Genomic DNA, 23,409 nt, shown 5'->3' on the forward strand with positions numbered 1-23,409 from the left:
GGCGGATTCGGTGCTTCCTAGGCTGCGGGGGTGCCGGACACCGCCCTCGGAATCGACTACGGGACCTCCAGCACGGTCGCCGTCGTCCGCCACACCGACGGCCGGATCCGGCCGCTGCTGTTCGACTCGTCGCCGCTGCTGCCGTCCGCCGTGTTCGCCAACAGCGCCGGGCGGCTGCTCGTCGGGCGGGACGCGGAGAACTCCGCGCGGCTCGACCCGGCCCGCTACGAGCCGCACCCCAAGCGGCGCATCGACGAGCTCGACGTGCTGCTCGGCGACCGCGGCGTGCCGGTGCCCGAGCTGATCTCGGCCGTGCTCACCCGGGTCCGCGCCGAGGCCCTGCGGACCCTCGGCGGCCCACCGGCGACGATCACGATGACGTGCCCCGCGACCTGGGGCGCCGCCCGCCGCCAGGTGCTCCTGGACGCCGCCGCGCTCGCCGGGCTCCCGGTGCCGGCGCTGGTGGCCGAGCCCGTCGCCGCCGCCACCTACTTCGCCTCCGTCCTCGGCCACGCCGTGGCGCCGGGGCAGTGCGTCGTCGTGTACGACCTGGGCGCCGGCACGTTCGACGCGAGCGTCGTGCAGCGCACCGCCGACGGCTTCCGCGACCTGTCCTGCCGCGGCCTGGACGACGTCGGCGGCATCGACCTCGACGCGCTCGTCGTCGCCCACGCGCGCACGGTCGTCGCGGCCCGCGCGCCCGAGCTGTGGCAGCGGCTGGAGGCGCCGTCGTCGGCCGCGGACCTGCGCCACACGACGATGCTGTGGACCGACGCGAAGCACCTGCGTGAGGCGCTGTCGCGGGAGTCGTCCGCCAGCCTGTTCATCCCCGCGGCGGACGAGGAGGTGCTGCTGACCCGGCAGCAGTTCGAGACGGCTGCCGAGCCGCTGCTGCGCCGCACCGTCGACCTGGCCCTGACGACGCTGAAGGAGGCCCGCGTGCGGCCCGAGGCGGTCGCGGGCTGGTTCCTCGTCGGCGGCGGCACCCGTACCCCGCTGATCGCGACGATGCTGCACCGGGCGACCAGGGTGGCGCCGACGGTCCTGGAGGAGCCGCAGCTGGTGGTGGCCGAGGGCGCCCTGCATCTGGCGAGCCTGACCGCGACAGCCCCACCCGCGACCTTCGCGGCGCCCTCAGTCGCGGCCGCGCCTGTCTCCGCCGCGCCCGCGACCTTCGCAGCACCCCCAGTCGCAGCCGCGCCCGTCTCCGCGTCACCCATCTCCGCGTCACCCATCTCCGCGCCCCCTGTCTCCGCGCCCCCTGTCTCCGCGCCGCCGATGCAGGGCACCGTCCCACCCCCGGCGCCGGTCGTCACCGCCGCCACCGCGGGGCCGGTCGACGAGCCGTCCTGGCCACCGTCGGCTCCCATCGCCGCGCCCGTACCCCCAGCGCCCGCACCCCGGCCCGTACCCGCGGCGCCCGGACCCGTGGCCGGGGTCGGGACCGGGACACGCGAGCTGTTCGGACTCGTGGCCGCCGGTTTCGCCGTGCTGGTCCTGCTCGTGGGCTACCTGGAGGCCAGCGGCAACGGGTTCTGGCTCATCGGCGGCGGCCTGCTCACCGCCGGCCTGCTGTGGCGCGGCTGGCGTCTGCGTCACCCCGGCCCCCGCGGCGCCGACTGGCTGGCGATCTCGGCAGCGGCGGCCGGCGCCCTCATGCTCGTCGTGTACACCTTCATACGCATCTCGGGGATGATCTGATGGCTGCCGGACTGTCGTCCTACGTGGTGGCGTCCGCGGCCGCCGCCGTCGCCGCCACGGGCGCCGTCATCGCGTGGGCGGCGACCACCGCCCGGCCCGCGCCCGCGGACCCACCGGTGACCCTGCCGAAGCTGCCGAATCGGCCCGCCGAGATCCGCGGCCTGGCCGCGGCCCTGATCGCCGCGGTGGTGGTGTTCGCCGTGCCACCGAGCAACCAGGTGGAGTCCGTCCAGGAGGTGTCCGCCGTCCTGCTGCTCGCCGCCGCCGCACTCCGCTGGTATCGCTTGACCCGGCCCGGACCTGCCGTGCTCGACCGCCTGACCCAGGTCCTCGCCCTGGTGCCGGCCTGCGGCCTGTTCGGCGGCGCGTGCGTCGTGGCCCTGTACGACGGCCTGGACGAACTCGACTGGTGGGGCCCGTGGCTCGGCAGCCTCGTCCTCGGCGGCGCGCTCGCACTGACGGCGGGCCTGTCCTGGCGGCAGCAGCCACAGCCGGAGTAGCGGCGGCCCGGGGACGGCGTCGCGGGTCGAGGCCGAGTACGGTACCCGCCGTGAGGTGACAGTCCGTTGTCGGACATCTGGGCGCGGGTCGGACCACTCACGGCGACGGAAAGGCGCGCATTCTGGTGTTCGCCGACCCCGAGGCGGTCCTGCGCAACCGCCGTCCGCGCTGCAACGCCGACGTGTCCGGGGCGGTTGTCCTGCAGATGGCGGCGACCGATGCCGACTGTGACGGCATCTTGGTCACCAGTGCCACCGAGCAAGTCAGGCTTGTCATCAGCAGGTCCACGGCGCGGTCCCTGGTCGCCTCGGCCGGCAAGGCCAAGCCGTGCAGACGGTGGTGGAACCGCAGGTAGCGGCATGAGCTTGACCGGTGTGGCCGCCGCCGCGCACAGAGGCGCAGCACGCGGCGCCGGCCCGGATCATCAGTGTCCGCGACGCGACGACCGCGCCGGTCAGGTTCGCCGCCCGGCAGCGGGTCCTGCCGCGGCAGTGACAGCGGCGGGCCGGCCGCAAGCCGCCCCGCTATTCGGTAGGCGTCGCCAGGGCGAGCCACTGCCTGGCCGCGGTCCGCCGTTCGTCGGTCCACCCACTCTTCGCCAGCCGGTCCTCCGCGGAGCGCCGCAACGCCGCAGCGGTCCACGGACGCGGCACGACCAGCACGCTGGAGACGAACTGGTACCAGCCAGAGGCGAGCAGGAGCGCCCCGTCCTTGGAGTGCATGACGAACGCCGGCGTGCGGGCCCCGTGCCCGAGGACGAACTCCTCCACGCCACGGCCGAACACGTCCCACTCGGGCGCGAGCCGGACCTCGAACCACTGTGGATCCTCGAAGTCTCCGGGCCCGGTCGGGACCGACAGCAGGAACGTCTCGTCCGCGTCGAACAGGCCGAACTCGCGCGCCATCGAGTACCACGCCTCGTTGCCGCGGACCACGTAGTCGGGATCGTCGTTGTCCACAGTCCGGTCGACCCGGCCGGCCGCCTCATCGCAGCCGAACACCTCCCACGCGACGTCCGGCGGCGTCACAGTGGCGTCGGACAACGGCCACGGACGGAGCACCTGGACGCCGGCATGTGCCAGCCGGGTTACCCGGCGCTCCGGTCCGTCGGCCTGTGTCAACTGCATTTCAGCTTGATCCCCGGTGCTAGTGCGGACTCAGGAGCAACGTGCTCATCATCCCCGCCTACGGCGACGGCGGCACGTTCGACCCGGTCGAACGGATCAAGGTGCTGTCGCCCAAGGTCGACGGCACCGACGGCAACCAGGTCGTCGACCAGATCGCCGCCTCGCCGCTGCAGGTCTGGCTCCTGCCGGAGTAGCGGTGAGAGATCGGTGCGGCCGGGCCGGCGACGGTCCGGCCGCACCACCGTCAGGCCGCACCGGCTGTCAGGGCGCCGGCGAGAACGGGCGGACGCCGACCCGCTCCGTCTCGTTGATGACGTCCCACAGGATGCGTGGAGCCTTCGTGCCCTGGACGGTCCTGACCGTCTTGCGGTAACCGCCGCGGTAGGACACCGTCACCCGGTAGCTGTAGCGGTCGCAGCAGGGGTTCTGCGGCTGGTACGAGTTGCGCAGCCATCGGAACTGCCAGCTCCCGGCCGTCCGCAGCACCGGCCGGCCGCCGACCGTCGTGCGGTCCACGACGAACGAGTCCTTCTGTCCGGCGAAGCCACCCGACCGGTCCAGCACGATCTTGGTGGCGGAGCCGAACGGCACCGGTGAAGCCGCGGCGGGCGCGGCCGGTGCGAGCGCCGCGACCCCGCAGGCCGCGACCAGCGTCACGATGGTGTTGCGGGCGATGCGTCCCATGGTGTCTCCCCCGTGTCCGGCGTCGCCGTCGACGCCTCCTCCCCCCGAGGACACCACGGACCGCTCGGCGACCACGCCCTAAATGCCGGAAATAGGCCTTACGTGCCGCGCGCCTGGCCGCACGGCCGACCCGTAGGTGGTCCGGATCCGGGGGTGGCCCGGGGCGCTCCCCGATGCCCGGACCCCCTCCCGGACGCGACAGTTGAACGGTCTAACACGAGCGAAGGAGAAACGAGATGGAGACCGTTCACGGCACGATGCGCCAGCACGACCTGGTGCGGCCGGTGCAGGGGCGGGTGCTCGGCGGCGTCTGCGCCGGGCTGGGGCGGCGCTTCGGCATCGACCCGTGGCCGGCGCGGCTGCTGTTCGCGCTGATCCTGCTGGCGATTCCCGGCACGCAGATCCTCGCCTACCCGATCCTGTGGATCCTCATGCCGGCCGAGACCGCACCGAAGCCCGCCGAGCCGAAGCTCGCCGAGCCGGAGCCGACCCTGACGAGCGTCTGACCGCCGCTACCGCCGCGCCGCCGCCATCGCCATCGCCGCGCCGGAGCCGGTCAGGTCGCCGGGCCCGTGGGCCACGGCTCGCCCGTGGTCGCGTCGAAGCGGCGGATCGTCTCCTCGCCGGCGACGAACAGCGCGGCGCGGCCGTCCACGTCGAGCGCGCAGACCGCCTCGAGGCACTCGTCGCCGAAGGACACCGGGGCGGCGACCGGCTCGAAGGTGACGGCGTCGAAGCGCCACAGGTTGCCGCCCTCGACCACGGCCAGGACCAGACCGGGCGCCAGGCACACGGAGGCGCCCTCCTCGAAGGCCCGGAAGTCGCCGACCAGGTCGCCACTCACCGGGTCCACGCGCCGGATCGACTGGTCGATGCTGGAGGTCGCGAGCAGGGTGCGCCCGCCGGTCTCGAACGGCACGATCGCGAAGTACTGCCCCAGGTGCGCGGACACCGGCGGGCCCACCGGCGTGCCGGTGACGGCGTCCCAGCGCCACAGGCGGCCGGTGTCCTCGCCGCACGCGAGGTGGGTCCGGCCGCCGGCGGTGTAGACGGCGATCCGGTGGATGCCGCCCTCGTGCACCAGCGGCGGGGCGACCTCGGCGCCGGAGGCGGCGTCGAACCGCCGGACCGCTCCATCGGAGTCGCCGAGCACGAGGACCGTGCGGCCGTCGTGGACGTACGACGTCACCGCGCAGACCCACGGTGCCTTCAGGTCGCCGGGCCGGGCCAGCCGGAGCTCGGGCGCGGCGGGCGCCGGGTGCGGCAGCCGCCACTGCCGGACGACCTCACCGTCGAGGGCGGTCACGAGCACCAGCCCGTCGCGGTCCGGACGGACATGCGACGTGATGAAGCCGCCCATGGCGTGCCACCCGCCGACTCCCGCCGCCCCGATCGTCACGCCGGTCGCCGCGTCGTACACCGTGATCTGGCGGCCCGGGTGCCCCCGGCCCACCCGGACGAGCACGGGGCGGCCGTAGGCGACGGCACCGAACAGCCCGTCCTGAGCGTCGCCCCAGCACCCGTCACGGACGGCGAACGGCGGGCCGAGCGGATCGCGCACGGACTCACTCCCAGCGGTCGGCGGCCGGAGCCCCGGCGCCCGCGACGGTATCAACGGCCGACGGCGGCGGTCACCCGGCCGCAGGTGCGCGCAGCGGGGCCAGGGCACCCGTCCAGCGGACCAGCTCGTCGAGCATCGTGACGGCGCCGGCCTCCATGGTCTCGTTGGGGCGCAGCGTGCCGTCCTCGTCCACGAACTGGGCGACGAACGGGATGTGCACGCCCTCGGGGATCGGCATCATCTTCAGGACGGTCAGCACCGGCTTCAGCGACTGCACGGCGCGGGCGCCGGCCGCGACGCCGCCGTAGCTGACCAGGCCGACAGGCTTGTGGGCCCACTCCTGGGAGAGGAAGTCGAGGGCGTTCTTCAGCGGCGCGGTGTAGCCGTGGTTGTACTCGGGCATGACGATCACGAAGGCGTCGCCCCGGTCGACGGTCGCGCTCCAGTCGAGGGTGTGCTGGTGCTCGTAGCGGCGCAGCCGCGGGTGGTTGGGCTCGTCCATCAGCGGCAGGTTCCGCTCGGCGAGGTCGACGAGCTCCACCTGTGCGAAGCCGCCGTGCTTGACCGCCGCGGCGTGGATCCACTCGGCGACCGGCAGGCCGACCCGCCCCGGGCGGGTGCTGGCGATGATGATCTGCAGGGTTTGCACGGTTCTCCCTCGTTCAATTGCTGACGTGTCAACAAATGTAGCCGGGTTTTGCTGACGTGTCAGCATCCATCGGTACGATGTGACGCATGACCGAACCGCGGTGGCTGGACCGGGACGAGGAGCGCATGTGGCTGGCGTTCCTGCGGATGCGCCGGACGCTCGACGTGGCGATCGACGGGCAGCTCGCCGAGGCGGGCCTGTCGGCCGCCGACTACGACGTGCTCGCGCCGCTGTCCGAGAGCGACGGGCAGGTGCTGCGCGTGCGGGACCTGGCCGCGGGCATCGGCTGGGACCGCAGCCGGATCGCCCACCACCTGCGGCGGATGGAGCAGCGCGGGCTCGTCGCACGGTCCGGGTGCCGCACCGACGGGCGCGGCACGATGGTCAGGCTCACCGAGCAGGGACGCGCGATGATCACCGCCGCCGCGCCCGGGCACGTGGCGACGGTCCGCCGCGTCCTGCTCGACCAGCTGGACCCCGACGACCTCGTCCGGCTCACCGCGATCGCCGAGCGGGTGGTCAAGGTCGCCGGCTCGGCCGGCACCGCCCGCACCGGCGGCCCCACCTGAGCCGCACCCTGCCCTGACACCGGGCCGGACCTGCTCAGGTCGGCCGCTCCCACGCCGATGACGTCATAGTGGGAGTCGGCGTGCTGGGGCGGCTCGGTGAGCAGGCGCGGTTGCGGCTGCTCGCCCAGGCGTTCGAGCGCGACATGGCGGCGAAGGCGGTCGCCGCGCTCGTCGAGGGGGCGCTGGGCGACCTCGTCGAGGTGAACGCCGCCCTGTGCGACCTCGTCGGAAACGGCCGCGACGAGCTGCTCGGACGGTCCTGCGCCGCACTGTTCGACGCCGCCGACCGGCCGCCGGTCGTGGCGGCGCTGGCGGCCCTGGCCCGGGACGAGCGGCGTGAGCTGGTGCTCGTCGGGCAGCTGCGCAGGCAGGACGGCGGGCTGGTGCCGGTCACGATCCGGGCCACGGTGATCCACGACGCGCTCGGCGGGGCGCACGTGGCCGCCGAGTTCGCCGCACGGACCACAGCGGCCACGGCACCGGCCACCGCGACCACGGCCCCCGGCGGTCACAGCGAGGCGCTGCTGGACGCGATCGTGTCCGCCACCCCCGACCTGTTGCTGGTGAGCACGCCCGAGGGGCAGGTGGTGCGGGCGAACGACTCGTGGGAGCGGCTGCTCGGCTGGACCGAGGCCGACCTGCGGGGCATGGACGTCACCACGCTGATCCACCCGGACGACGTCGCCTCGAGCGTGGCGGCGGCCCGGGCTGTCGCGGACGGCGGGGGGCCGGCCGCCGGGCTGCGCAACCGGTACCGGACCCGCGGCGGCGACTACCTGTGGCTGCAGTGGAACGGCGCCGCGCTGCCCGGCCAGAACCTCGTCGTCGGCATCGCCCGCGACGTGACCGCGGCCGTCGAGGCGCAGCGGCGCGCCGAGCGGGAGACGGCGAGGCTGCGCACGACGATCGCCGTGCAGCGCGAGGTGACCGCCGCCGCCGACGACCGGGCCGCGGTGCTGCGGCTGATGGCGGAGCGGACACTGCAGGTGATCCCGGGCGGCGACGCCGCCGTCGTCGCGCTGCTCGACGCCGACGGGGCGGCGTTGCAGGTCGCGGCCCGGACCGGCACGGCCGGCGCCGACGAGCCCCGGATCCCGGTGAACGGGTCGCTGTCCGGCCTGGCGATCCTGACCGGCTCGACGCAGCGCTGCGACGACACCCGCACCGACGAGCGGATCTCGGCCGCGGTGAGCGCGGCCGTCGGCGTCCGGGCGCTGATCGTGGCGCCGCTGCTCGGCGTCTCCGGCCCGCTCGGGGCGCTGCTGGTCAGCAGCCCGGCGCCGGAGGCGTTCAACGACGCCGACGAGCAGCAGCTGACCCTGCTCGCCGACGCCCTCGCCGGCGCGCTGCGCCACGCCGACGACGCGGCCCGCAACCAGGCGCTGCTGCGCGCGACGACCGCCGCGAACGCGCAACTGCAGGCGCAGCGCGGCGAGGCCCTCGCCGCCGTGGAGCGGCTCGAACACAGCGAGCGGCGCTTCGCCGACGTGTTCGACCACAGCCCGGTCGCGAAGGTCGTCGTCGGGCTGCGCGGCGCGGACCGGGGCCGGATCACCCTGGCCAACCCCGCATTCGCGCGACTGCTCGGGTACAGCGCCGGCGAGGCCGCCGCGCTGACCGTCACCGACCTGCTCGCCGAGCCGTCCGCGGCCCTCGAACAGGCGCTGACCGCGCTCGCCGACGGCCGGGCGAGCCGCACCGTGCGCCAGTCGGTGCTGCGCCACCGCGACGGCCACCGGATCGAGGTCGCCACCCACACGTCGGTCATCACCGACGCCCGCGGACCGGCGGCCGCGGTGCTGCAGATGCTCGACGTCAGCGCCGAGCAGGCCGCCGCCCGCTCGACGGAGCGGGAGTTCCAGCGCCTGCGCGACACGCTGCTGGTGCAGCGGGAGGTGACCGCGGCCGCCGCCGACCGCGACAGCGCGATCCGGGTCGTCGCCGACCGCGCGGTGCAGCTGTTCCCGGCCGCGGACGGCGCGGTCGTCGAGCTCCTCGACGGCGACGCGCTGTACTACGCCGCCACCGCCGGCACGCTCAGCCGGTCGCTGGGCACCCGGGTGCCGGTCGTCGGCTCGCTCAGCGGCACCGTCCTGGCCACCGGCGCCCCAGCGGCCTGCGCCGACACCAGCGACGACCCGCGGGTCAACCGGGCCACCTGCGCCCGGCTCGGCATCGGCTCCATGCTCATCGCGCCGCTGCTCGCCGGCGACACCGTCATCGGCGCGCTGAAGGTCTCCGCGGTCCACCCCCGCGCCTTCGACGACACCGACGAGCAGCAGCTGGCACTGCTCGCCGACAGCCTCAGCTCGGCGCTGCGGCACGCCGACGACGCGGCGCACAGCGCCGAGCTGCTCGCCGAACGCACCCGGGCCCTCGCCGCGCTGGAGGTCAGCGAGACCCGGTTCAAGCTCGCGTTCGACAACTCGCCGCTCGGCGTCGTCCTGGCCAGCCTCGACCCCGGCCAGGTCGGCCGCTACCTGCACGCCAACGCGGCCATGGCCACCATCACCGGCTACAGCACCGCCGAGCTGATGACGATGACGTTCCGGGACCTGCAGCACCCCGACGACGTGGCCAGCACCGACGGGCTCACCGCCCAGCTGCTCTCCGGCGAGCGCGAGACGCTCATGGTCGAACGCCGGTACCGGCACAAGGACGGCCGCACCATCTGGGCCAACGTGCACGTCGCGATCGTCCGCGAGCACGGCATCCCGCGCTACCTGGTCAACCAGGTCGAGGACGTCACCCAGCGCCGGGCCGAGCTCGCCCAGCTGCACCGCCAGGCGACGCTGCTGCAGCTGATCCCCGCGGCCGTCATCGTCCGCGGCCTCGACGGGCACATCCTGTGGTGGAACCAGGGCGCGGAGGACCTCTACGGGTGGCCGCTCGCCGCCGCCACCGGCGAGGTCACCCACCAGCTGCTCGCGACCGGCTTCCCCGACGGCGGCACCGAGACCGGCCAGACCGCCGCCCTGCTGCGCGACGGCCGCTGGGAAGGCCAGCTCAAGCACGTCACCGCCGCCGGCCGCACCGCCATCGTGCTCAGCCGGCAGGTCCTGCAGCACGACGACCAGCCCGGGCTCGCCGGGACCGTCCTGGAGGTCAACACCGACGTCACCGCGGAACGCGCCGCCGAGGACGCCCTGGCGGCGAGCGAAGCCCGCTTCCGGGCCCAGTTCCACAACTCCGCCGTCGGTCAGATCGTCCGCAACCTCGACGGCAGCCTCGCCGAGGTCAACGCCGCCTACGCCGCGATGCTCGGCTACCCGCCCGAGCAGCTCCTCGGCACGAACAGCATGCACAGCATGCACCCCGCCGACCTGCCCGCCGTCGCGGCCCGCCTCGACGACCTGCTCGCCGGTCGCCGGGCCGCGTTCACCCTGGAAGGCCGGATCCGGCACGCCCGTGGCCACTGGGTCGACGTGGAGGCCAGCGTCACCCTGGTCCGCGACGCCCACGGCCGGCCGGACCACTTCATCGGCGTCGTCACCGACGTGACCCGGCGCCGCGCCGCCGAACGGGCCCGCGACGCCGCCGCCACCGAGCTCGCCGACCGCAACACCGAGCTGGAGGACGCCAACCGGCTCAAGCTCGACCTCATCGGCATGCTCGGGCACGAGATCGGCAACCCGCTCGCCGCGATCCTCGGCTACACCGAGATCTTCCTCGACGACTGGGCCGCCCTCGACGACGCCCGCAAGACGAAGATCATCACCGGGATCTCGCGGCAGGCGCACCGCCTCGACGACATCGTGCAGGAGGTCCTCACGATGGTGCGCATCGACGCCGGCGCCATCCACGCCCACCGCGAGCCGGTGCGGCTGCACGAGCAGATCCACACCGCGCTCACCGCCGCCGGCGCCGACGTCCCGATCCTCGGGCCCTCGGTCGACGCGCTGGTCAACCCCGGTCACCTCCAGCACATCCTCACCAACCTGATCTCCAACGCCGGCAAGTACGGCGGCGGCGCCATCGCCGTGCGCGTCGTCGACCCCGGCGACGGGCGCGTCCAGATCCGGGTCGAGGACGAGGGGCCGGGCGTGCCCGAGGAGTTCCGCGACCGGCTGTTTCAGCGGCTCGCCCGCGCCGACCGCGACGCCGGCCGGGTCAAGGGCACCGGCCTGGGCCTCTACATCGTGCACAGCCTCGTGCGCGCCAACGGCGGCGACGTCCACCACGAGCCCAACCCCGGCGGCGGGTCCGTGTTCGTCGTCACCCTCGAGGCGCCCGACCAGTGACATCCCTCAGGTCCCGGCGGCCGTGACCGATGTCGAGCCTGCACGAACCCGCGGACGATTGGTGAGCCCGATGACGCGCAGCACGACCCTCCCGGTTGCCGATGCCGCCGTCGTACGGCTGCTGCGCGACCGCGACGTGTCCCCGATCTACCAGCCGATCGTCGACCTCACCACCGGCGACGTCGTCGGGGTCGAGGCGCTCGCCCGCGGGCCCGCCGGCTCCGACCTGCACATGCCCGCGCAGCTGTTCGCGGCCGCCGCGGCGGCGGACCTGCTGCCGGAGATCGACCAGCTGTGCGCGACCCGCGCGCTGGGGCAGGCCCGCGACGCCGCCGCGGCCCCGCCGCTGGTGTTCATCAACGCCGAACCGGCGGTCCTGGACCGGCCGCTCACCCCGGAGCTCATCGCCGTCATCAACAGCGGCCTGCCGTTCAAGATCGTGCTGGAGTTCACCGAACGCGCCCTGACCCGGCAGCCCGCCCGGATGCTGCAGATCGCCGACGTGACCCGCTCCTGGGGCAACCGGGTCGCCCTGGACGACGTGGGCGTCGAGCCGGCGTCGCTGGCGTTCATGCCGCTCGTCGCGCCCGACGTCGTCAAGCTCGACATGAGCCTGCTGCGCTCCCCGCACCGGCCCGACACCGTGGACACGGCCGCCGCCGTCGCCGGCTACGCGCACCGGGTGGGCGCGACCGTCATCGCCGAGGGCATCGAGACCGAGGCGGACCGCGCGACCGCCGCCGCGCTCGGCGCCCACTGGGGACAGGGCTGGCTCTTCGGCCGTCCGGGACCGCTCGACGCGCTCGACGCCGGCAGGTTCGCCGGCGCCGTCGACCTCCACACCGCCGAACCGGCCGCCGGCGTGGTCCCGGTGACGCACACCGGTGGCGCCGACACGGTCGACGACCTGTGGCAGTCGCTGCTGCGCCGCGCGCGGCGCTGGCACACTCCCGCGTCGGTGCTGTGCGCCGGCCGCGACACGACCACCCTCACCCGCTGGGCGGCCGCCCTCGGCGGCGTGGACCTGGCCTTCCGCGGCGTCGCCGGCGCGCTGCCCGCAGCCGTGCCCGGTGTCCGCGTCTGCCGCCCCGACCTCGTCACCACCGACGACGACGCGCTCACCGCCGTCGCCGTCACCGCGCACAGCGCCGTCGTGCTGCGCGCCAGGCCCAGACCGGACGGCGCGTTCGGCATCACCTTCACCGACGACATGACCCTCGCGGTCCAGCTCGGCCGGGCGCTGCTCAACGCCTTCGTCTGACCCGGCCCCGGGCGCCGCTCAGCCCCTTGACGTGGTCCCGTCCGGCCCTGCCTCGGCCGGCACCTCGAACAGGTCGAGCAGCCCGGTGATCTCCAGGACCTGCCGCACGATCGTCGTCGGGCCGACGACGATCATCCGGCCGCCGCGATGCTGCACGTAGTCGCGGAAATTCAGCAGGCAGCGGATGCCCTGCGAGCCGAGCAGCCGCACCTCGCCGATGTCGACGGCTCTGTCGACACCGCCCGGTCCTCGTACACGCGCCGCAGCTCAGGGCAGGCGTAGGCGGAGCATGGTCCAGGAGACCGGCGGCAGGTCGACGCGGACGGTGTCGTCGTCGGCGGTCGCCGAGGGGTTCGGGTGGGGCAGGACCGACGTCGGGTCGTCGGGCGTCGCGGACCAGGTGTGGTCCGGGTTGGACAGGGTCAGCGCCTCCACGATCCGCAGGCGGGGGAAGCCTCGCGGGTGGAAGGTCAGGGCGACCGGCCGCGACACGGATCGGTTGACGGCGAACAGGACCAGGTCGCCCGTCGAAGGCTCGTATGTGGCGACGGCGTCGACGGCGGAGACCGGGCCGAAGCGGGTCGTGTCGTGGACCGGGGCGTCGATCGCGGCCCGCAGGACCTCACCGGCGGCGTGGCGGGCGGTCAGCGCGAAGGGGTGGAACGTCGTCTGCCGCCAGGACCGGCCGCCGGGCTCGGTCATGATCGGCGCGATGACGTTCACGAGCTGGGCGAGCGACGCCGCGTGGACGCGGTCGGTGTGGCGCAGCAGCGAGATCAGCAGGCTTCCGGCGACGACGGCGTCGGCGACGTTGTAGCGGTCCTCCAGCAGGGTCGGGGCGATCGGCCAGTCGTCGCCGGTCGGCGGGCGGGACTCGGCGCGGCCGGCGTACCAGACGTTCCACTCGTCGAACGAGACGTGGATGCGCCTGGTGGCCTTGCGGGCGGCGCGGACCGCGTCGGCGGTGGCGACGACCGAGTCGATGAAGTGGTCCATGTCGACGGCGGAGGCGAGGAACGAGGCGAGGTCGCCGTCCTCCTCGCAGTAGTAGGCGTGCGCGGAGACCAGGTCGACCACGTCGTAGGTCTCGGTGAGCACGACGCGTTCCCACTCGCCGAACGTGGGCATGCCGGAGCCTGACGACCCGCACGCGACCAGCTCCAGGTCGGGCTGGACCTGCCGCATGGCGCGCGCGGTCTCGGCGGCGAGCCGCCCGTACTCGTGGGCCGTCTTGTGCCCGGTCTGCCACGGGCCGTCCAGTTCGTTGCCCAGGCACCACATCCGGATGTCGTGGGGCTCCTCGGCGCCGTTCGCCCGCCGCCGGTCCGACCATGCCGTGCCGCCGCGGATGTTGCAGTACTCGAGGATGTCCAGCGCCCCCTGGATGCCCCGGGTGCCGAGGTTGACCGCCATCATCGGCTCGACGCCGGCCTTGCGCGCCCAGCGGACGAACTCGTCGACGCCGACGGTGTTCGGTTCGGTCGAGTGCCAGGCCAGGTCGAGCCGGGCCGGTCGCTGCGCCCGCGGGCCGATGCCGTCCTCCCACCGGTACCCGGACACGAAGTTCCCGCCCGGGTACCGGACGGTGCTGACGCCGAGCTCGCGGACCAGGTCGACGACGTCGCCGCGGAAGCCGTCCGCGTCGGCGGTCGGGTGCCCCGGGTCGTGCAGGCCGGTGTACACGCACCGGCCGAGGTGCTCGACGAACGAGCCGAACGTCCGCCGGCGCACCGGCCCGACGACGAAGGCACGGTCGACGGTGACGTTCGCGAGCAGCATGCGGACCTCCTCAGCAGAGGTGGCCGTGCGGGAAGCCGCACGGCCACCGTTCACCGGACGAAACTAGCTGAGACTGAACCGCTGGTTGGCCTGGCCGTTGCAGTCGTAGATCTGGACCTGCTGGCCGTTGCCGGTGCCCCAGACGTCGAGGCACCGTCCGGACTGCACGCTGGTGATGGTGCCGTTGCTGTTGATGTTCCACTGCTGGTTGGCCTGGCCGTTGCAGCTGTAGATCTGCACGGCCGACCCGTTGCCGGACCCGGCGGCGTCCAGGCACACGTTGCCGTACACGGTCAGCTGGCGGCTCGACGTGTACGTCCACTGCTGGTTGGTCTGGCCGTGGCAGTCGTACAGCTGCACGCGCGTGCCGTTGGTGCGGGAGGAGTTCGGCACGTCGATGCAGCGGCCGGACTGGGCGCCGACGATGCGCTTCGCGCCGGTGGGCGGCGGCGAGGACTGCCCGCCGGTGGGCGAGGAGGTGGGGCCGGTGGGCGAGGAGGTGGGGCCGGCGGCGTTGAGGGCGTTGAGGACCGAGGTGTAGGCGGCCTTCTTGTTGCCGCCGCCGTCGAACAGCAGCGGGCTCTCGTTGGACCGCCACGAGTCGCTGTCCCGCACGCCCCAGACGGTGATGCCGACGCAGCGGGGCACGTTCATGCAGGCCTGGGTCAGCCCGCCGTACTGCGACGTCGAGGAGTTCGTGACGTCGACCTCGGTCAGCGCCACGTCCACGCCGAGCGCGGCGAAGCTCGACAGCGTCGTCTGGAAGTTGCCCGGCAGCGAGCTACCGCCGGTGAAGTGGGTCTGCAGCCCGACACAGTCGATCGGCACGCCTCGGGACTTGAAGTCCTGGATCATCCGGTATACGCCCTGCGTCTTGCCGTACGACCAGTTCTCGATGTTGTAGTCGTTGTAGCACAGCTTCACCGACGGGTCCGCGTTCCTGGCGGTGCGGAACGCCACCTCGATCCAGTCGTTGCCGGTGGCCTGCAGGTTGGACTGGCGGCGGCTGCCGTCCTCGTTGAAGGCCTCGTTCACCACGTCCCAGTAGGCGAGCTTGCCCTTGTAGTGGCCCATCACCCCGTTGATGTGGTCGATCATCGCCTGCCGCAGGGTGGAGCCGCTGATCCCGCCCCACCAGCTCGGCTGCTGCGAGTGCCAGGCCAGGGTGTGACCCCGGACCTTCATCCCCCGCTGGGTCGCCCAGTTGTAGATCTGGTCGCCCGAGCTGAAGTTGAACACCCCCCGCTGCGGCTCCGTCGTGTCCGGCTTCATCTCGTTCTCGGCCGTGATCATGTTGAACTCACGGCCGGCGATCGTCGTGTACGTCGAGTCGCCCAGCCGACCGGCCGCGACCGCCGTGCCGAAATACCGGCCCGACTGCGCCGCCGCCGCACCCAGCGTGCTCGCCGCCGCGTCCGCCGCCGGCATCATCACCGCAGCCACCGCAGCCACCACGACGCCGACCACACCGGCGGTCAGCGCGATCAACGGCGGGCGCCGCCGTGGGCGTCGATGGGCGAAGTGATTTTCCGCCATCCTGAACTCCTTGCGTCACCAGGACGCCCAGACGTTTCGGCGGAAACGGCTGGACGTCGATTCGGGATTGATGTACGGCGATCATGTGCCGCCGCACCGATTCCGACAAGGTTTTTCGCAAAAACTCGATCAGCGCCGATGCGACCTGCGGAACCGGTGCGGCATAACACAAATTACGAAATCTGCAGGGACGCGTCGTCGAGATAGAAGTTGTCGGTGCCCGCGGTCGTTTCGACGTAGAAGGTGGCGCCGGTCAGCGTGCCGGTCCAGGAAACGGTCGCGGTGCCGGACAGCTGTGTCCAGCCGCCGGTGTTGACGGCGGTCGCCGGGGCCAGCTGCACGTAGCTGGTCGTGCCGCCGGCGGTGACGGCCAGCATGACCTTCGCGCTGGGCGTGCCGCTCGCGCTGCGGACCCAGGCGCTCGCCGTGTAGGTCCTGCCGTTGGCCAGCTTGCCGGTCACGTCCTGGGCGGCGCCGTTCCACGCGGCGGTCCGCCCGGTGACCAGCAGCGACTGGCTGCCGCCGTGCGCGGTGCCGCTCGCCGACAGCGTGCCGCTGCCGAACATGCTCCACCCCGACGTGCCGCTCTCGGCCGTGCCGTTGACGAGGAGGTTCCCGCCGCCGCTGCCGCCGCCTCCGGTGAACTGCCACCAGTTGACGTTGAACAGGTTGCCGCTGCCGCCGGCGAACTTCAGGTACAGGTCGTGGGTGCCGGTCGCGCCGCTCACCGGGCAGGTGACGCTGGTCCAGCTCTGCCAGCCGCCGGTGCCGGCGACGGTGCAGGTGCCGACGAGCGGGCCGTTGACGCCGTCGAGGTGCAGCTCGATGCGGCCGCCGCTGGTGGCGGAGGCGACCCTGGCGGTGAACGACGTGGCGCCGCCGCCGAACGCGACACCCTTGACCTTGATCGAGTCGTTGTTCTCGATCCAGCCGACGTTCATGCCGCCCTCGCTGGAGGGCTCGGTCTCCACGCCGGTCTCCCAGGCGATCGTCTCGGCCTCCTGCCGCACGTACGGGTCGAGCGTGCCGACCTGCGGCGCGCCGCCGCTGGTCATGGTGATCGTCGGGATGGTGCCGTCGGCGTTGTAGCTGAACCTCTCCACGGCCACGGAGCGGGTGTAGCCGCCACCGCCGGGCAGCGCGCCGTTGTGGTAGAAGAAGTACGACCCGCCGTTGAAGTCGACGACGCCGGCGTGGTTGGTGAAGCTGCCGCCCTGCGTGGGCATGACGGTGCCGCGGTATGTCCACGGCCCGGTCGGGCCGGGCGCGGTGGAGTAGCCGATGAACTCCGAGCAGCACTTGGCGGCGAACACGTTGTAGTAGAGGCCGTTGCGCTTGTAGACCCAGGGGCCTTCCTCGTACAGCGTGGGGCGGCTCGCGTTGCCGGTGCGGGTGCCGAACCCTGACGTGGTGAGCGGGATCTGGGTGACGCCGCCGGAGTAGGAGATCATGTCGGTGTTCAGCCGCACGTACCAGAGGTTGGGGTTGCCCCAGTACAGGTATGCCTGGCCGTTGTCGTCGATGAAGACGGTCGGGTCGATCTCGTTGTTCTCCACCAGCGGCCGGCCGATGGCATCGGTGAACGGTCCGGTGGGGCTGTTGGAGACGCCGACGCCGATGGCCATCCGGCCGGTCGCGCGGTTCGTCACCGGCACATACCAGTAGAACCTGCCGTTGCGGTTGACGACCTGCCCGGCCCACGCATTGGCGCTGGCCCAGCAGAAGGTCGCGAGGCTCATCGGCGAGCCGTGGTCGGTCCAGTTCACCATGTCGGCGGAGGAGTAGACCCGCCACTCCTTCATGGTGAAGTAGGTCGAGTTGTCCTCGTCGTGTCCGGTGTACAGGTAGACCCGGCCGTCGTACACGAGCGGTGCGGGGTCTGCGGTGTAGACGGTCTGCACGATCGGGTTGTCCGCCCGCGCCGGCGCTGTCGGGCCCGCCACCACGATGGCGGCGCCGATCAGCAGCAGCAGGCCGGCGAGTCGTCGCATCGTCATCCTCTCGTCCAGCGCTGGTTCGCCGCGGCGGTGCACGTCCAGAGCAGGACCACGGTGCCGTTGGCGGTGAGGTTGTGGTCGACGTCCAGGCACAGCCCGGATGCGGTGCCGCGGACGGTGCCGTCGGCGTTGAGGGTCCACTGCTGGTTCGTCCCGCCGTTGCAGTCCCACAGCTGCGCCTTGGCGCCGGCGGTCGCGTTCACGGGCGCGTCGAGGCACTTGCCGAGGGCCTGGATCGTCTGCCCGTCGACCGTCCAGCGCTGGTTGGTGCCGCCGTTGCAGTCCCAGATGACCGGCTGGGTGCCGTTGGCCGTGCTGCTGTTCGGCACGTCCAGGCACCGCCCGGACGCGGCGCTGACGAGCGTCGACCCGGCCGGCGGGGTGCTCGTCCCGCCGCCGGACACCCGGTACACGACGGTGCCGTGCGCGGGAACGGTCGCGCTGATGCCGCCGGTCGTGGTGCTCGTGGCGTTCGTCCACGCGTCGCGGAGCGTGAACGAACCGCCGGACTTGCCGGCCGCGGCGGCGGTGGTGCTGACCGTGGTGGCCGACCCGCCCTGGTTGAACAGCGCGACCGCGACGTCGCCGTTGGCGAGCCGCTTGGCCAGCACGCGCCGGGTGCCGTCGTTGGAGACCTGGGTCGCCTGCAGGCCGAGGCTGTCCTGGTTGATCGCGATCAGGTTCTGGTTCTTGAGGATCGTCGCGGTCGCGGCGCTCTGCGACCGGATGTCGTTGCCGGCGATGAGCGGCGACGCCAGCATCGCCCACAGCGCGAAGTGGCTGCGCATCTCGGTGTCGTTCATGCCGCCGCGGCCGACCTCGAGCATGTCGGGGTCGTTGAACCGGCCCGGCGCGGCGTACCCGGCCAGCGGCACGGTGACGTTGACGATGTTCTGGATGCCCATCGGGTAGCCGTTGGTCTGGCCCGAGTCCCAGGTGTTGGTGATGTCCTCGGTGGTGCGCCACAGGTTGGCCACGTCGCCCCAGTTGCGCTGTGGGCCGGTCTTCGCGTGGATGCTGTTCGGGTTGATGCTGTACACGATGGGCCGGCCGGTCGCGGCGAGCGCGTCCCGCATCTTCGCGAACGTCGTCACCTGCTCGCTGATCGAGCCGTTGGGCGAGCACCAGTCGTACTTGAGGTAGTCCACACCCCACGCGGCGAACTGCCGGGCGTCCTGCGCCTCGTGGCCCTGGCTGCCGGTCGCGCCGGGGTAGCTGCCGAAGTACTGCGCGCACGTCTTGTCCAGCGGCGCCTGGTAGATCCCGAACAGCAGGCCACGGGAGTGCAGGTAGTCGCCGAGGGCCTTCATCCCGTTCGGGAACCGGCTCGCGTTGGCCTGCAGGTTGCCCTGCGCGTCGCGGGTGGAGTTCATCCAGCAGTCGTCGACGACGACGTACTTGTAGCCGAGGTCCCGCATCCCGCTGCTGACGATCGCGTCGGCCATCTGCCGGATCAGCGCGTCGTTGATGTTGCAGCCGAACGTGTTCCAGCTGTTCCACCCCATCGGTGGGGTGCGGGCCACGCCGTTCTCGAGGGCCTGCGCGTCCGGGCCGCGCACGACGGCGGCGAGGATGCCCGCGGTCAGCACCGCCACCGCGGCCGCGAGCACACCGAAACGTCTCATGCTCATCTCCTTGTCCAGCGCTGGTTCGCCGCCGCGGTGCAGGTCCACAGCTGCACGGGGGTGTTGTTGGCGGTGGCGTTGCCGGCGACGTCGAGGCACAGCCCCGACTGCGCGTTGCTGATCGTGCCGTTGCTGTTGAGGTTCCAGCGCTGGTTCGTGCCGCCGTGGCAGTCCCACAGCTGGACCTTGCTGCCGGCGGTGGCACCGGTCGGCGAGTCGAGACACTTGCCGAGCGACTGCAGCGCCTGGCCGTTGAGCGTCCAGCGCTGGTTGGCCGCGCCGTTGCAGTCCCAGATGATCGGCTGGGTGCCGTTCGCCGAGTTGCTCCCCGGCACGTCGAGGCAGCGCCCGGAGGCGGCGCTCGCCAGCGCGTCGCCGGTGCCGCCGGTCGGGGTGCCCGGGCTGGTCGGGGTGCCCGGGTCGCCGATGCTGCCGGGGACGGCCCGCAGCGCGGTGTACCAGGCGGCGGCCATCTTGTCGTACCCGCCGGCGGTGGGGTGGACGCCGTCGATGAGGTCGCCGGTGGTGAGCGCGGCGTGCATGTCGACGAAGTGGACCCGCTTGCCGGCGTTGGCCTTGCCCTGCACCATGCCCGGGATGGTGGCGTTGAAGGTGCGGGCCGCCGACTCCTGCCCGCTGTTGCTCAGCGGGATGATGCTGGCGACGAACACGTCGGCGTTCGGCGCGGCGGCGGTGATGTGGTCGACGAGGGTCGAGAGCCGGCCGGGTGCGCCGCCCACGTTGAAGTTCTGCAGGATGTCGTTGGTGCCGATGTGCAGCAGGACGGTGCGCGGGGTCGTGGTGCGCAGCCAGCCGGTGATGTTGGCGTCGATCTGGTCGATCCGCCAGCCCGGGTGGCCTTCGTGGTCGTGGTCCCACAGCGACGCCGGCCCGTTGAACTGCGAGCCGACGAAGTCGTTGCGGTAGCCGCCGGCGGCGAGCCGCTGCCAGAGACCGATGCGGTAGCCGCCGGGGACCTGGGTGCCCTCGGTGATCGAGTCGCCGAGCGGCATGATCCGCACGCCGCCGTTGGACTCCGCCGAGGCGGGTGCGGTCAGGGCTGCGGCGCCCGCGGCGGTCAGTGCCGCGGTCAGGGCCGCGGCGATGAGCCAGTGTCGTGCCGTACGCATGGCGGTGCCTCCTGGAATAGGACGGCCGGCCGCCCGTGGAGGCGGCCGGCCGTGGGAACGGGCTAGCGCTGCAGGGTCAGCACGCCCGGGCGGTAGGGCAGCAGGCCGTAGTCGCCGCCGGAGCTCGGGGAGCGGCCCTGGTACAGCAGCTGCAGGTTGCACGGGTCGACGGTCTTCGTCTGGTCCGGGTTGCTGCGGACCAGGTCGCCGTGGCTGATGTCGTTGGTCCACGTGGCGCCGCTGTTGGCCTTGCCGGCGAAGGGGTTGCTCTCCGTCGCCGCCTGCGGGGTCCACGAGCCGCTCAGGCTGGAGGACGTGAACGACCGGAAGTAGCGGCCCTGGCTGCCGATCGCCTCGACGAGCATCAGGTACTGGTTCTGGCCCTGCACCTTGTACACCTCGACGCCCTCGAACAGGTTGTTCGTGGAGTCACTCATGATCTGGGTGTACGAGGAGCCGAAGCTGCCCGGGAAGTTGCCGATCGGCATGCTGGCCCGGTAGATCTTGCCGTTGTCACCGGCGAAGAACAGGTACATGTTCTGGCTGTCGCCGATGATCGTCTGGTCGATCGGGCCGGTGCCGGAGCCGGAGATGCTGCCGGAGAACAGCGTCTGCGGCGAGGACCAGCCGTTGGCGTTGGTCGGGTCGCTGGACGTGCGGTAGTTGAACGCCGCGCCGCCCCACTGGTAGGTGAGCACCCAGATGTTCTTCGGCGCGAAGTAGAACAGCGTCGGCGCGACCGCACCGAAGTTCATGCCGTTCTGCGCGGCGGAGCCCATGTCGGACCAGTTCGTGAACAGGCCGAAGTTCATCGACCCCCACGTCGACCCGGTGTCGTGCGTGGTGGCGTAGACCAGGTGCTTGCCGTTGTAGACGACGTTGGTGAAGTCCTTCAACGACACCCAGCCGGAGCGCGGGTTGGCGAGCGACCCCGTCGACGACCAGCGGTACGACGACGGCAGCGTGCAGCCGCCGCCGGTGTTGCCCGGCGTGGTGGGCGTGGTGCCGCCGACGCGGACGAGCTGCCACTGCTGGTTGTTGCCGCCCCAGTCGGCGTACTGCACGATGTTGCCGCCGTCGGCGGTCGAGGCGCCCTGCACCTCCAGGGCCTTGCCGGAGTTGCGGTTGATGAGCCGCACGTACCCGTCGGACGAGTCGGCGAGCCGCCACTGCTGGTTCGTGCCGTTGAGGTCCGACCACTGCACGACGGACCCGCCGTCGGCGGTGGAGAAGTTGTACACGTCGAGGACCTTCGACGACAGCTTCGACTTCAGCCGGTAGTAGCCGCCGCCGGAGTCGACGAACTGCCACTGCTGGTTGGAGGCGTCGCTGCGGGCCCACTGGGTGATCCGGGCACCGTCGTTGGTGGCGAAGTTGTACACGTCGATGGCCTTGCCGCTGTTGCGGTTGACCAGGACGTACGAGGCGCTGGTGTCGACGGTGGCGGCCGCGGCGGTCGTCATGTTGAGGACCACCACGCCGCCGCCGACGAGGGCCATGGCGGCCGCGGCGAGGCCGATGCGGCGTCGTGTTCGATAGGTGCTCATGTGCGGGGTGTGCTCCTTCTTCGACGGGGTGTCAGTTATGCGCGGACGAGCTGCCACTGCTGGTTGGTGCCGCCCCAGTCCGCGTACTGCACGACGTTGCCGCCGTCCGCGGTGGAGGCGCCCTGCACCTCGAGGGCCTTGCCGGAGTTGCGGTTGATCAGCCGGACGTAGCCGCTGCCGGAGTCGGCGAGCCGCCACTGCTGGTTGGTGCCGTTGAGGTCCGTCCACTGCACGACGGTCCCGCCGTCGGCGGTGGAGAAGTTGGAGACGTCGAGGACCTTCCCGGAGTGCTTGGAGCGGATCCGGTAGTAGCCGCCGCCGGAGTCGACGAACTGCCACTGCTGGTTGGCGCCGCCGGTCCGCGTCCATTGGGTGATCCGGCCGCCGTCGTTCGTGGCGAAGTCGTACACGTCGACGGCCTTGCCGCTGTTGCGGTTGACCAGCACGTACCAGGCGCTGGTGTCCACGCCCGTGGAGCCGGTCGGGCCGGGGTTCGTGCCGGCGTTGAGCGCGTTCAGGGTCGAGGTGTAGGCCGCCTTCTTCGCGCCGGAGGCCGTGAAGAGCAGCGGGTTCTCGCCGGTACGCCACGAGTCGCTGTCCCGGATGCCCCAGACGGTGATGCCCGTACACCTGGAGACGGCGAGACAGGAGCGCACGACCGTCGCGTAGTTGTTCGCCTGGTTGCCGCCGGCGATGTCCAGCTCGGTGATCTGCACGTCGACGCCGAGGTCGGCGAAGCGCTGCAGGTTGGCCTGGTAGTCGCCGGACACCGAGTTACCGAGGTGGGACTGGAAGCCGACGCAGTCGATCGGCACGCCGCGGGACTTGAAGTCCCGCACCATGTTGTAGATGCCGGTGCTCTTGGCGTTGATGCCGTCGGTGTTGTAGTCGTTGTAGCAGAGCTTCGCGCCCGGGTCGGCGGCCCGCGCGGTACGGAACGCGACCTCGATCCAGTCGTTGCCGGTGCGCTGCAGGTTGGAGTCGCGCCGGCCGCCGCTGCCGCCGTCGGCGAACGCCTCGTTGACCACGTCCCAGGCGAAGACCTTGCCCTTGTAGTGGGTGGCGACCTGGGTGATGTGGTTGACCATCGCGTTGCGCAGCGCGCTGCCGGACATGTTCTGCGCCCAGCCGGGCTGCTGGGCGTGCCACGTGAGGGTGTGCCCGCGAACCTTCTGCCCGTGGGCCTGGGCGTGCGCGACGATCTGGTCTCCGCCGGTCCAGCGGAACTGGCCCTGGTTGGGCTCGGTGGCGTCCCACTTCATCTCGTTCTCGGGCGTGATCGCGTTGAACTCGCGGTCGAGAATGCCGGCGTAGGTGCTGTCGCCGAGGCGGCCGGCGGCGACGGCGGCGCCGAAGTAACGGCCCTTCTCCGCGGCGGAGGTGCCGAGGGTGGTGCCGGCGTCGGCGGAGCCGCCCAGCAGCACCGCGGCGCCGCCGGCCAGCACGGTCGCCGCCACGAGCGGCAGGATCACGCGGAGTCTTCGGAATTTCATGGTGGAGT

Annotated in this window: 19 protein-coding genes and 1 pseudogene; 8 read left to right on the plus strand and 12 right to left on the minus strand. The window is 72.3% G+C overall.

All coding sequences use genetic code 11. The features are described from left to right. The first annotated feature begins 30 nt into the window (after positions 1–30). The 3 genes from ACQEVZ_RS02750 to ACQEVZ_RS02760 all read left to right on the plus strand — a co-directional run bounded on the left by ACQEVZ_RS02750 (position 31) and on the right by ACQEVZ_RS02760 (position 2,557). Positions 31–1,701 (plus strand): Hsp70 family protein, encoded by a 1,671-nt coding sequence (locus tag ACQEVZ_RS02750; protein WP_433360804.1) that lies wholly within the window; start codon positions 31–33, stop codon positions 1,699–1,701. Further along, positions 1,701–2,201 carry a hypothetical protein gene (locus ACQEVZ_RS02755; RefSeq protein ID WP_433360807.1) on the plus strand — a complete coding sequence of 167 codons (501 nt, stop codon included), beginning with the start codon at positions 1,701–1,703 and terminating at the stop codon, positions 2,199–2,201. The genes ACQEVZ_RS02750 and ACQEVZ_RS02755 overlap by 1 nt, the downstream gene beginning before the upstream one ends. 125 nt (positions 2,202–2,326) lie before the next feature. Beyond that, complete coding sequence (locus ACQEVZ_RS02760; RefSeq protein ID WP_433360810.1) at positions 2,327–2,557, plus strand: hypothetical protein; 231 nt, start codon at positions 2,327–2,329, stop codon at positions 2,555–2,557. 169 nt (positions 2,558–2,726) lie between these two features. Here ACQEVZ_RS02760 and ACQEVZ_RS02765 read toward each other — a convergent pair whose 3' ends face one another. After that, the gene (locus ACQEVZ_RS02765) at positions 2,727–3,329 is read right to left on the minus strand and encodes a hypothetical protein (protein ID WP_433360813.1); all 603 of its coding nucleotides are present in this window, start codon (positions 3,327–3,329) and stop codon (positions 2,727–2,729) included. 41 nt (positions 3,330–3,370) lie between these two features. On the opposite strand from ACQEVZ_RS02765, the gene ACQEVZ_RS02770 reads away from it, so the two are divergent. Further along, positions 3,371–3,523 carry a hypothetical protein gene (locus ACQEVZ_RS02770; RefSeq protein WP_433360816.1) on the plus strand — a complete coding sequence of 51 codons (153 nt, stop codon included), beginning with the start codon at positions 3,371–3,373 and terminating at the stop codon, positions 3,521–3,523. A gap of 67 nt (positions 3,524–3,590) precedes the next feature. On the opposite strand, the gene ACQEVZ_RS02775 is transcribed toward ACQEVZ_RS02770, so the two are convergent. Next, entirely contained in the window at positions 3,591–4,013 is a 423-nt protein-coding gene (locus tag ACQEVZ_RS02775) for a hypothetical protein (RefSeq protein WP_433360819.1), read from the minus strand. A gap of 236 nt (positions 4,014–4,249) precedes the next feature. On the opposite strand from ACQEVZ_RS02775, the gene ACQEVZ_RS02780 reads away from it, so the two are divergent. Beyond that, on the plus strand, positions 4,250–4,519 hold the full coding sequence (locus tag ACQEVZ_RS02780; protein ID WP_354898862.1) for a PspC domain-containing protein: 270 nt from the start codon (positions 4,250–4,252) through the stop codon (positions 4,517–4,519). 50 nt (positions 4,520–4,569) lie between these two features. On the opposite strand, the gene ACQEVZ_RS02785 is transcribed toward ACQEVZ_RS02780, so the two are convergent. Beyond that, positions 4,570–5,574, minus strand: coding sequence for a WD40 repeat domain-containing protein (locus tag ACQEVZ_RS02785; RefSeq protein WP_433360822.1), 1,005 nt, complete (start codon positions 5,572–5,574; stop codon positions 4,570–4,572). Between the two features lie 70 nt (positions 5,575–5,644). Further along, complete coding sequence (locus ACQEVZ_RS02790) at positions 5,645–6,223, minus strand: NADPH-dependent FMN reductase (protein WP_433360825.1); 579 nt, start codon at positions 6,221–6,223, stop codon at positions 5,645–5,647. 86 nt (positions 6,224–6,309) lie between these two features. On the opposite strand from ACQEVZ_RS02790, the gene ACQEVZ_RS02795 reads away from it, so the two are divergent. From ACQEVZ_RS02795 to ACQEVZ_RS02805, 3 genes are all read left to right on the plus strand, one after another. Beyond that, on the plus strand, positions 6,310–6,792 hold the full coding sequence (locus ACQEVZ_RS02795; protein ID WP_344505388.1) for a MarR family winged helix-turn-helix transcriptional regulator: 483 nt from the start codon (positions 6,310–6,312) through the stop codon (positions 6,790–6,792). An 80-nt stretch (positions 6,793–6,872) separates the two neighbouring features. Further along, positions 6,873–11,033, plus strand: coding sequence for a PAS domain S-box protein (locus tag ACQEVZ_RS02800; protein ID WP_433360828.1), 4,161 nt, complete (start codon positions 6,873–6,875; stop codon positions 11,031–11,033). Positions 11,034–11,103: 70 nt separating this feature from the next. Next, entirely contained in the window at positions 11,104–12,294 is a 1,191-nt protein-coding gene (locus ACQEVZ_RS02805) for an EAL domain-containing protein (RefSeq protein WP_433360831.1), read from the plus strand. An 18-nt stretch (positions 12,295–12,312) separates the two neighbouring features. On the opposite strand, the gene ACQEVZ_RS02810 is transcribed toward ACQEVZ_RS02805, so the two are convergent. From ACQEVZ_RS02810 to ACQEVZ_RS02845, 8 genes and pseudogenes are all read right to left on the minus strand, one after another. Further along, positions 12,313–12,513, minus strand: a complete 201-nt coding sequence (locus ACQEVZ_RS02810; RefSeq protein WP_433376590.1) for an STAS domain-containing protein — start codon at positions 12,511–12,513, stop codon at positions 12,313–12,315. A 48-nt stretch (positions 12,514–12,561) separates the two neighbouring features. After that, complete coding sequence (locus ACQEVZ_RS02815) at positions 12,562–14,073, minus strand: alpha-N-arabinofuranosidase (protein ID WP_433360834.1); 1,512 nt, start codon at positions 14,071–14,073, stop codon at positions 12,562–12,564. 63 nt (positions 14,074–14,136) lie between these two features. After that, on the minus strand, positions 14,137–15,609 hold the full coding sequence (locus ACQEVZ_RS02820) for an endo-1,4-beta-xylanase (RefSeq protein ID WP_433360837.1): 1,473 nt from the start codon (positions 15,607–15,609) through the stop codon (positions 14,137–14,139). A gap of 173 nt (positions 15,610–15,782) precedes the next feature. Beyond that, positions 15,783–17,600: a family 43 glycosylhydrolase gene (locus tag ACQEVZ_RS02825; RefSeq protein WP_433376593.1), complete on the minus strand. Its 1,818-nt coding sequence runs from the start codon at positions 17,598–17,600 to the stop codon at positions 15,783–15,785. A 2-nt stretch (positions 17,601–17,602) separates the two neighbouring features. Continuing rightward, positions 17,603–19,231 (minus strand): glycoside hydrolase family 27 protein, encoded by a 1,629-nt coding sequence (locus ACQEVZ_RS02830; RefSeq protein WP_433360840.1) that lies wholly within the window; start codon positions 19,229–19,231, stop codon positions 17,603–17,605. Positions 19,232–19,233: 2 nt separating this feature from the next. After that, positions 19,234–20,361 (minus strand): ricin-type beta-trefoil lectin domain protein, encoded by a 1,128-nt coding sequence (locus tag ACQEVZ_RS02835; protein WP_433360843.1) that lies wholly within the window; start codon positions 20,359–20,361, stop codon positions 19,234–19,236. A 62-nt stretch (positions 20,362–20,423) separates the two neighbouring features. Beyond that, positions 20,424–21,908, minus strand: a complete 1,485-nt coding sequence (locus ACQEVZ_RS02840) for a non-reducing end alpha-L-arabinofuranosidase family hydrolase (protein WP_425552303.1) — start codon at positions 21,906–21,908, stop codon at positions 20,424–20,426. 41 nt (positions 21,909–21,949) lie between these two features. After that, positions 21,950–23,401, minus strand: a pseudogene (locus ACQEVZ_RS02845) (endo-1,4-beta-xylanase); the annotation flags it as partial. Between the last annotated feature and the right edge of the window lie 8 nt (positions 23,402–23,409).

It is taken from the genome of Dactylosporangium sp. CA-152071 (genome assembly GCF_050936335.1).
GTDB lineage: Bacteria > Actinomycetota > Actinomycetes > Mycobacteriales > Micromonosporaceae > Dactylosporangium > Dactylosporangium maewongense.